4 protein-coding genes and 1 pseudogene are annotated in these 10,042 nt (G+C 45.4%); 3 read left to right on the top strand and 2 right to left on the bottom strand.

Annotated features, from left to right (window positions below; all coding sequences use genetic code 11):
- The coding region (locus H524_RS0111045) for an HAD hydrolase-like protein (protein ID WP_027940257.1) at positions 1-673 on the bottom strand (673 nt) is incomplete at its 3' end.
- A 469-nt stretch (positions 674-1,142) separates the two neighbouring features.
- On the bottom strand, positions 1,143-2,114 hold the full coding sequence (rluC, locus tag H524_RS0111040; RefSeq protein ID WP_027940256.1) for a 23S rRNA pseudouridine(955/2504/2580) synthase RluC: 972 nt from the start codon (positions 2,112-2,114) through the stop codon (positions 1,143-1,145).
- A 2,749-nt stretch (positions 2,115-4,863) separates the two neighbouring features.
- On the opposite strand from rluC, the pseudogene H524_RS18005 reads away from it, so the two are divergent.
- The 3 genes and pseudogenes from H524_RS18005 to H524_RS15560 all read left to right on the top strand — a co-directional run.
- Positions 4,864-6,333: pseudogene (locus H524_RS18005) on the top strand (Rne/Rng family ribonuclease); the annotation flags it as partial.
- 3,150 nt (positions 6,334-9,483) lie between these two features.
- Entirely contained in the window at positions 9,484-9,762 is a 279-nt protein-coding gene (locus H524_RS0111030; protein WP_027940255.1) for a hypothetical protein, read from the top strand.
- 85 nt (positions 9,763-9,847) lie between these two features.
- On the top strand, positions 9,848-10,042 hold a 195-nt coding region (locus tag H524_RS15560), incomplete at its 3' end, for a hypothetical protein (RefSeq protein ID WP_044122139.1).

Genomic DNA, 10,042 nt, shown 5'->3' with positions numbered 1-10,042 from the left:
TATCGGTAGCCTTTGGCAGGATAAACTCAGTATCGAAGTCGTCCATGGCATAAAAATCAGCTACGCCAGTTAATACACCGAGCTCATGGCATTTAGCGTTTCTAAACATCTGAATATCTAAGATGGCATCGCCTACCCCCATGATCTTGCCAACAGGAACGCCAGAGAGCGCACTGATTTCATTAATCATGGCAGGTGATGGCTTAGACTCGCACTTGTCTCCAGTGCAAATGATCTCAAAATAGTCCTTAAGCTCTGGGCAATCATCAAGGAGGCGATCTACACCCACGCGTGACTTACCTGTTGCCATGGCGATCATATAGCCTTTGGACTTTAAAGCCTTAAAAGTATCTAAGATGCCATCAAAGAGAATAGAAACATTGATATCCGGGCTTACAGAAAAGGTATCGCGATAAAGCTGAGTAGTCTCTAAAGCCAAACGCTCATCAGTCGGATCTGGCAGCAAACTTTGAATACCCTTATTCAAAGTCATGCCAATAGTGCCCTTGATCTGCTCAGGAGTAGGCACTGGCAGATTGGCGTACTCAAAGGTACGCTGAAAGCAGATAATGATCTGCTCAATACTATCAGTGACCGTGCCATCAATATCAAAAGCAAACAGTTTAACCTCTTGGAGGCATTCTCTTAATCCTTCATCTGCCTTTAGTGACACGGTATTGTTCCTATCTTTGATTATCATTAAGCCACTTAAGCTGTGGCCACAAAACTTGCTGCTTAAACTAAGCTGCAAAACTATCGGCAAGCATTGGCAGCACCATATGGCTGCTAAAAATAGCTGCTTATACCTGCTACTTTATATGTGCAGCAAGACTAAAGTATACACAAGCAAAGCATTTCATCTAGCAACAGCGTAAAAAAATAATAGAACTTATCAGAACGCCGACGGCTAAACTAAGCCAAACTTTACATAAATGCTACTGTGCAGCCTAAAACAGACTTGCATAGTTCTTACAGTAGTCCCATGAGCATGTGACGATCTTTATTGCGATGATCTATCTTTGAGATCGCTAGGCGCAAATAAAGCCCTGTGATCTTGCGACTACAGAGCTTTTTAATGAAATCTGTTGCTATGTATTGTTTGCTGTGGTTTACGCACAGAACCTCGATCTACTGAGCTTAATCTAGTTGCGCTTGCGCAGCACCTCAAGGATTTGCTCAAGCTCAGGTGGCAGCGGAGCCTCGACCTTGACTACACGATTAGTAGCAGGGTCGATGAAGCTAACACGGAAGGCATGCAAGAACATGCGATGCATACCTAGGCTTCGTAAGAGCGCATTGAAGGTCTTATCGCCGTACTTTTCATCACCACCAACGGCGTGCTTTACATAGGCTGAATGCACACGAATTTGGTGGGTACGACCAGTATGTGGCATAGCAGCCATTAAGGTAGCCTCAGTGCCAAAGCTCTCGACGATGTCATAACCGGTTGAGGATGGAGCGCCTTCTTTAAAATTAACCTCCACCATACGCTCACCTGAGCGTAGCTCATTACGAATGAGCGGGGCATTAACGAGGTTAATCTTACGATCCCATTTGCCAGGAACTAAGGTTAAATAGCGCTTTTTAACCACACGGTTTCTAAACTGCTCATGTAAATTACGCAGCGCGGCACGGCGCTTAGCGATAATGAGAGCACCGGAGGTATCACGATCGAGACGGTGGGCTAACTCTAAAAATGACTCTTGAGGATATAAAGCTCGCATGGCCTCGATAAGACCAAACTCAATACCAGAGCCACCATGAGCGGCTAAACCGGCTGGCTTATCCACCACGATGATGAGATCGTTTTCAAAGAGAATACGGTTTTTAAGATCTTGTACTAACTTAAGATTTGATGATGGGATGGTAACAGGTCCAGTACTTACACGTACTGGAGGCACACGAATCTCGTCACCAGCTTTGAGCTTGTACGATGGAGATACACGACCCTTGTTTACTCTCACCTCACCACGACGCAGGATGCGATAAATCATGCTGCGCGGAACTCCCTTAAGCACACGGGCAAGGTAGTTATCTAAGCGCTGGCCATCATCATCTACTGATGCGGTCTTGTAGGTTACTTTAAACTGGGTCTGATTGTTATCATCAGCCATCGCATCTTCCTCAACATCCTACTTACCTATCCTCATGATAGGTTCGTTTTGCACAAAACGTCTATTTTACCAAAAGTTAATGCGCATACCAAAAGTTTTGCTAAAAGCACTCGCTCCCTTACCCTCTCTTCTTTCGCGCATAAGAGGCATATTTATCTTATTTTAACTGCCTTACACTTATCAGCATCATCGCGCGTAGACCTCGGTTACTGGTACTGCCTAAGATGTACAGCACAGGCCTATAACGTACTTGCTCTGTAATAAGATGTTCTTGCTCTGGTCTAAGACGTACGTACCTGGCCTAAGAGGTAAGTGCACTCAATCCATGAATGGGCGGCTGGCTTTAGCGTCTAGTGACTTGATGGCATGATGCTCGTTGTTGCTTGCTGATTTTGCATGCTTCTTATGTTTGCTGCGGCAGCTTGGATATGGTTGTGCGCGGATAATGGGTAATGGGGATTGTTTTGGTAGCTTGTGTTCATGGTGATGTGCGCTCAAAGTGCACCACGATGTGTTTTAAACCATATATTAAGTTTTAGTTGGCTAGTAGTGCGTTGATGTACTGATGTTGCTGTCATTTGCTTTAGATGGCTAAAGCCCGATTTGTATCGGATTTGTGATGATAGGATTAGTGTGTTGTGGGCGATCTTTTGTGGTGGATTTTGGAGCTTTTAGGCAAATCACTGTTAAAAGTGCTTAGATAACTTGTTTAGTTGCGATGTTTTGTCAGATAATAAGCCACAGTCAAGATAGGTTTATTGTGGTATTAAGACATGACCTAGAACCTATCCTGGTGACGCTCTGTATGGCACTGTCATACGTCGTGACCTTTGACTGCCGTCTGATACTTAAGCCGACGCTTTAGTGCAAATGCCTTGGCAAATTCAGCACATAGCGCAACTTATGATATCGCTTGAGTCTTATACCTTTTCAAAGTTGTAACTCTAGCTTTAAACACCATTGTCAAATGCTAGATAGAGCTTGGGCTTAAAACTGCAGCTTTAAATGCCATGAGGCGCAGAGGCTTTAGTTTTTTTTCCAAGTTTAAGGTATCAATACTCAAGGCTGATCGTAACTTGTTCTTAATGTACTGTTTGTTCTAACTAAACAGGCCATAAGCTTTAAACCGTCGTATCAGTGCGCTTGTCGAGTGTGATTTGTTCACAACAAGCTTGCTAAAGCTCATTAGTTACACACGAGCTTTTGCATGAGCTTAAAGCTTAGCACTGACACATAAGTTATCGCTCTTTAGCTTGTTAAAAGCTCACTTACGGACCATGCAGCGATCTGCATGAGTTATTAGCATGAGACTTATGTAGCTTATATTTAGCTACAAGCTTTTAAGTAGCGCTCAACAGCTTATCTATCAGAGCTACTAAGCTTTTTAGAGGGCCCCTAACAAGGTCTCTTGAAAGTAGTGTAGTCAGGTGATCTTAGGAAGGGATTAAGAGACGTCACGGTTGCAAGGCCCTGTCCCCTCTTCAAGGAAGTAAGGTGAGCTTCGCCTTGTGTATTACAAATGCCGGTTTCTGTTTGAAATCAGATTACTACTGCGAGTAAGACCTAGACAAAAGGGAGATAGTTAAAAGCAGGTTTTTAAAAGAAATAAGCATCAGTTTCTTGGCTTTTAGGCCGCATGAAGCTTTGTTTCTTTAACATTACCTAGCTTCTCCTAACAGGCCTCGCCCGGTTTCACTTTTAACGACAATCTCAGTTTGCTTATGTGGCTAAAGGACAATCAGTCTAAAGAATTGGTGCCGTTACATCGCGCTTAAAGCGTATCTAAACTATCGACCCACTGTAATTACACGGTCTTTATCACGACGGCCTTTGCTTAAATTAGCCTTAGCGCACTGACTTTTGAGTTAAGCAGTATTGTTTAGATGTTTTAAAGACGCTTCATTCTTTGAGCATCTTGGCAGTACTTTTTGAGGATTGTAATGAGGATAAGTAAGTCTTTAATCAAAGATACTTACTTATCTTAAGTACTGATAGTCACTTTCACTAAAAGATCTAGGCTAAATTGCAGTTACTTATGCGCACTTGTAGCTAGAGATTTATGTGAAAGGCTCAGACAAACTTATGTTTGCAAAGCACTACCAGTCTTTGATGCTGCTTTATGCAGCTTAAGATTTTCAGCAAACAGGCTAGCCTGTAGCTAAAAGTCTTAACTGGTACACTAAAGACCCTTTGAGCAAAACTTAGTCGCTCAAGAGCTCATCTTATGAGTTTGAGCCTAATGCTAAGACGTTTTGGTTAAGATGACTTGAGTTTTGATGCTTAGATGTTGGTCTTAAAGATAAGAGTTTTTACTAAGGCTTTATGGTCTAGTAACTTGAGTCTTTAGCTTGTGGCAAAGATATAAACGATCTGACGTATTGCTATGCTCCTTGTAAGGTGCTGATGAGATCATTCATGTTTTTCGTGGTGGACTTATTAGTATCTTGGTTAGGAAAGCTAGTAGTGCAGGGCGTTCGGTCAAATTGCACTTTTCAAATAAAGTATCTCCAACAATATTGCCAACACTAGATATCTTGGGCTAAATGCCTAGCTTATGAAGTTGCTGTTTTAAAGCTTAATTCATGGCTACGGCTACATGCCTCACTTAGGCTTGGCTCATGGCTGTGGCTAGTTGCCTTACTTAGGCATGGTTCATGGCTAGTGCTCAATGTATGAGCTTACAAGATGATGGTGCTTGGTGTGAAACTGCGTTCTGATTACAAGAGATCGCCTCATAAGGATCTTTTCCGTGAAAAGAATGCTTATCAACGCCACGCAAGAAGAAGAAGTGCGTGTTGCGCTGGTCGATGGTAATAAGCTATACGACCTTGATATTGAATCCCCTCAGCATGCTAATAAGAAAGCCAATATCTACAAGGGTGTTATTACCCGTATTGAGCCAAGCTTAGAGGCTGCTTTCGTTGACTATGGCGTTGAGCGCCACGGTTTCTTACCGCTAAAAGAAGTTTCTCGCGAGTACTATCCTGAGGGCACTAATTTTAGCGATCACAATGCTCTTAAGACTGCCCTTAAAGAGGGTCAGGAAGTTATCGTTCAGATTGAAAAAGAAGAACGTGGCCTTAAGGGTGCCGCTTTAACCACCTACATTTCTCTTGCAGGCTCTTACATCGTCTTAATGCCGAACAACCCACGTGCTGGCGGTATTTCCCGTCGTATCGAGGGTGAAGATCGTGCTGAGATGCGTGCTGCAGCTCAAGGCATTGATATCCCACAGGGTATGGGTGCCATCATCCGTACTGCTGGTGTGGGCAAGTCAGCTGAAGAACTGTCTTGGGACTTATCCATCTTAACTAAGCTTTGGGAAATGATTAAGAAGGCTGCTGCCTCTAAAAAAGCTCCTTTCTTAATTCACCAAGAGTCATCTGTTGCGATCCGTGCTATCCGCGATTATCTGCGTCCAGATACTGGCGAGATCTTAGTTGATAGCAAAGAGGTCTACGAGAAGATCGTTCACCACATCAAGCTCGTACGTCCTGAGTTCTCTGATCGCGTTCGTCTGTATCGTGGCGATATCCCATTATTCTCTAAATACCAAATTGAGAGCCAGATTGAGTCAGCTTACTTACGTGAAGTACGTCTGCCATCAGGTGGTGCTATCGTTATCGATCCTACCGAAGCTTTAACCTCCATTGACGTTAACTCAGCTAAGGCAACTAAGGGCGGTGATATTGAAGAAACTGCATTGCAGACCAATATCGAAGCTGCTGAAGAAATTGCCCGTCAGCTGCGACTTCGTGACGTGGGCGGTCTGGTAGTTATCGACTTTATCGATATGACTCCAGTTAAGCACCAAAGAGAAATTGAAAACCGTATGCGTGAGGCCTGCCGTCAGGATCGTGCACGTATTCAGTTCTCTCGTATTTCTCGCTTTGGTCTCCTTGAGATGTCACGTCAAAGACTGCGTCCATCTTTAGAGGAGTCTACTAGCCACGTATGCCCAATGTGCCAAGGCCAGGGCACCATTCGTGATACGGCGTCCCTCGCTCTTTCCATCATGCGCTTGGTCGAGGAAGAAGCGCATAAAGAGCACACCGGAGATGTAATGGCTTTCGCTCCTGTAGAGATCGCCACTTTCATTCTCAACAATAAACGTCGTCAGCTTGAAAAAATCGAAAAGACCACTGGCATCAAGGTTACCGTGATCCCAGATCCTCATATGATGGCTCCAAGCTACGAAGTACACCGCGTCTTAAACAACGCCCGTAACCTGCCTTTAGATTACTCAGGTAATGCTGATCCAACTGAAATTTTGCAAGAGCGTGCAGCTGCAGCTCGTGCACAAGTTCAGGAGAGCATGTTACGTCGTGAGTTTGCAAACAAGAAGCAAGGCAAGCAAAAGCGTTCTGATACTCCAATGGTTTACACCGAGGACATCACCGTTAACCTGCCAGCTCCCATTGTAGACAACTCTAATAACGATGGTCACACCATCAATGTAAAGAACGAACGTAGAAACAACCGTGCTGAGGGCAATAAGTCCAATGCCGTGATCACCGATGCTGGTAGTAAAGAAAAGCAAGGTGGTTTGTTTTCTAAACTCTTCTCTTTCATCGGCGGTATCTTAAAGAACAATGATGCTTCCGAGCAAAACAAGAGCGAAGCTCAAGGAGCTACCATAGACAACAAGGACAGCGCTTCACGCGATAGCAACAAGCGCAACGATCGTGGTCCACGCCGCAACAATAACAATCGTCGCCGCAATGACCGTAATAGCGATCGTCAAGAGCGTAATAATGAACGCACCGAGCGTGGTGAGCGTAATGAGCGTCCATCTCGTGAGGAGCGTGATCGCCGTAAGACTGAGCGCTTTGAGCGTTCTGAGCGTGGTGATCGTCCAGTTCGTGAGCGTCAAAACCGTGAGGAAATTGCCGAGCGCAATAACCAAAACTTATCTGAGCGTTTTGATTCTGAGAGCACTCAAGAGCGCCGCAGCCGCCCTGAGCGTCAAGAGCGCTCCGAGCGTTCTGAGCGCCAAGAGCGCGGCGAACGTGCCGAGCGTCCAGAGCGTACCGAGCGTCGTCCACGCCCTGAAAGAGCACCTCGCGTTGAGTCTGAAATTGATACTAGATCAGATGCTTACGAGGAGAATGTTGGTTTCTTCCAGAAGGCTAACGAAGAAGAGCCACGCAACAACCGTCGTAAGGAGCGTCGTCCACGTGCTGAGCGCGTAGAACAGTTTGACACTGAGATCAATCCATACGCCGACAGCCCATCAGGTAATTCTGAGCGCACCGAGCGTGCTGAGCGTCAAGAGCGCACCGAACGCCCTGAACGTTCCGAGCGTGTAGAGCGTCAAGAGCGCTCCGAACGACCTGAACGTGCTGAGCGTCCTGAGCGTACCGAGCGTCGTCCACGTCGCGATAGCGATGCAAATGAGGCTGCAAGCACTGAGCGTAATGACAATGAGGCTCCTCAAGAGCGTCGTTCACGTCCAGAGAGAGCAGAGCGTTCTGATCGCCGCTCTCGTGGCGATCGCAAGGAGCGTCGTCCAAGCAAGCCAAAGGTTAAGGTTGAGCTCAATCCACGTACAGTGGGTATTGATGATGCAGCCGTATTTGATCTTGATAACTTAAGCACTATCAAGCTCTTTACCTTTGAAGAGGATGACTTTACTTGTGCTCCAATGGGCCAAGGTCCAAACAATGACATCCCATTTAATGGCGATACTAAGTCTCGCTCCTATGATGATGGCGTCGACTTTACCAAGGCTGAGTCACAAGGTGGTTACAACGAGGCTGATGTATCAGCTGAGGTTGAGACCATTTCTGAGCCAGCACAAGTTGAACTTACCTTCACAACTGAGCATGAGTCACAAGAGTTTGACTCAGGCATGGAGTTTAACAAGGTAGAGATCGCCGGTGGCTTACACGGTGCTAAGTGCAATACCTGCGCTGATGCATCTTTAAGCATGAACGATGAAGAGGCAGCATCTTTAATGGCTGAGACCTTTAATCGTCCAGCTTGTGAAGCTGCTGTTCTTGAGCCAATCGAGCCTCTTATTAAGGCTGTAAAGAAGCCACGTAAGAGCGCTGCTGCCAAAAAGGCCCAAGCTGCTGCCAAGAAGGCTGAAGCTCAAGCTTGTCAGTGCTCAACTAAAGATGAGCAAGCTAAAGTAGAGGCACAGTCAGAGCACAAGTGCACAGCTGACAAGGAAGCTCAGGGCATAGCTGCAGCTATCGCTAGCGCTGCCCCTGTTGAGGCAGCTGCTAGCACTGTTGACTCTGCCACTCCTTGCGATGCTGCCCCAAGCGATGCAGATCCTTGCGAAGCCCAGGCTCCATGTGCTTGTGCTGCAGAGTCTGCTCCTCAAGAGACAGTTGCTCAGGCAGATACACAAGAGGCATGCTTAAAGGCCGAGCCTGAGGTAAGAGCACAGCGTAATACCGTTGTTTATGACGAGGTTGATGCTGATGACACCTCTGATGAGGTTGAGCAAGATGATCATGTTTATGCTCATAGCCATAAGCATGGTGACTTCTGGTCTGCAGATCGCAACAACCGTCTGTCTGCACGTTATGCTCGTGTAATGCGTGATGAGCAGGTTGAGGACATCGACAATGATGCCCGTGCTCGCAACATCCGCACTACCATAACTGAGGCTGTATCAGGCTTTGATGATAGCTCCGTACTCGACAGCTCCATCATTGACTCACGTGGTTATGATCCAACTGTTGGCTATATCCGTGATGAGGGAGAAGCTAGCGAAACCACTATCGAGTCATTAACCGCCGTATTTGAGTACGACGAGGATGATTTAGAAGAGGCCATCGCAGCTCAAGAGGCTGCTGAGCGTGCCTTAGCTGCATCTGATGAAGTCGAGCGTCCTTACTTTGAGGATGAAGATGGCGAAGAGCAAAAGCCACGTCGTCGCCGTCGCAAGGTAAAGGCCAAGCTTGATGACAATGAAGTAGATTCTCTTGCTCAAGAAGAGAGCGCAAGTGCTGCTGCTCCACAAGAAGTAGCTTCACAAGCTGAATCTATTAATGCTGAGGAGCTTACAGTGTCATTAAATCAGGCACTCGAAGAGTTTAGGAACAAGTCCAGAGATTAAGACTTTGCTAAACTAATTCAAGCCACATCATGTGGCCAAAACGGGACCTCATCTAGGTCCCGTTTTTTATTCCGCCCTACCATTCACGATCTAAAATCGCATCGTCAATCGCATCCCCATTTTCACAAGCTTGCGCATTTGATGCAGCAAGTCAGAGTGTTCAAAGCTAGCGACTCTTGTCCAAAGAGCCCCGCCACACTAAAGAATCATCAGCTTGATGTGTATTTTGCACATATGATATGAACTTTGAGCTCATGTGATAGCATAAGAACATCAAAGGTTAATCAGGAGTAATTCATGGCAGACAAGGCGACAAAACAAGAGATCTTAAAGTATCACAAGAAAGGCGTTGAATCTGAGGTTATTGGATGGATCTTAAATATTCCTTTTGAAGAAGTTGAAAAAGTCATCAAACGCTCAGATATCGGAGATTTTCCACCATATGAAGTTGTTGAAGAACAACTTTTGCAAGGTGATTGCGACTTCATGCTTAGTGCGTATAAGGCCACAGGATACGACTATGATGAGATAACAGAATTAGTTAACTACTACCCAGAAAAATTTGGCCTAGTATAGCGTTCCATAAGTATATACACTAATTTAGCATTAAACACTGTATAAGTGATATATTAGAGGAACATCCTGGCAGGAGTTCCTTTTTATGTCACGCCCAGTAACCAAAATTGTTCGTCTCAGTAACGATGAAGCAGCTGATGTTGCTAAAGTTCTGAGAGAAAGAAACCAGACACACACAGCCTTTAGGAATGCCACAATTCTCTCATTAGCGAATTCTGGCAAATCTCCAAAAGACATAGCCAATGAGGTACATGTAACTCGTAAAACTGTGCATACTGTC

The sequence above is a fragment of the Anaerobiospirillum succiniciproducens DSM 6400 genome (assembly GCF_000482845.1).
Classification (GTDB): domain Bacteria; phylum Pseudomonadota; class Gammaproteobacteria; order Enterobacterales; family Succinivibrionaceae; genus Anaerobiospirillum; species Anaerobiospirillum succiniciproducens.
The sequence above is the reverse complement of the archived record's forward strand: the minus strand, read 5'-3'. Positions and strand labels throughout refer to the sequence as shown.